Below are 653 nucleotides of genomic sequence, written 5' to 3'. Positions count from 1 at the left end.
AAAAACGGGTTCGAACGCCTCGAAAGGCTCCCCGGTTACTTGCGCGTTTATCCCAGTGACGACAAAACCCCACAGCCTAGGGCTGCGGGGTTGGGATGCTTGCTCAGCTAGACCTTTTCGACCTGGCTGAACTCTAGCTCTACCGGAGTAGAGCGACCGAAAATGAGCACTGCCACTTGGATCCGGCTCTTTTCGTAGTTAACTTCTTCGACCGTGCCGGTAAAGTCGGCAAACGGACCATCGTTGACACGTACCGATTCGCCTGGCTCGAACAAAGTCTTCGGCTTCGGCTTGTCGCTACCATCAGCAACGCGACGCAGAATCGCTTCTGCCTCTTTATCTGTGATTGGTGCTGGCTTATCAGCGGTACCGCCGATGAAACCCATCACCCGAGGAGTGTCCTTGACCAAGTGCCAAGTACCCTCATTCATGTCCATCTGAACCAGCACATAACCTGGGAAGAACTTGCGCTCGCTTTTGCGTTTCTGGCCATTACGCATTTCAACCACTTCTTCAGTGGGAACCAGAATTTCGCCAAAGCCATCTTCCATGCCAGCCAGCTTTACGCGCTCTACCAACGAGCGCATGACATGCTTCTCGTAACCGGAGTAAGCATGCACAACGTACCAACGCTTAGCCACGGGACACCCTTA

1 protein-coding gene is annotated in these 653 nt (G+C 53.6%); it reads right to left on the bottom strand.

Annotated features, from left to right (window positions below; translation table 11 throughout):
* Nucleotides 1-107: 107 nt before the first annotated feature.
* A complete protein-coding gene (gene nusG, locus ACIPL2_RS34995) occupies nucleotides 108-641 on the bottom strand; it encodes a transcription termination/antitermination protein NusG (RefSeq protein ID WP_007896622.1) in 534 nt (177 codons plus the stop codon).
* Nucleotides 642-653 lie beyond the last annotated feature (12 nt).

This window comes from Pseudomonas sp. NPDC086251, from assembly GCF_044746405.1.
Classification (GTDB): domain Bacteria; phylum Pseudomonadota; class Gammaproteobacteria; order Pseudomonadales; family Pseudomonadaceae; genus Aquipseudomonas.
This window is presented reverse-complemented; position numbering and strand designations above follow the sequence as displayed.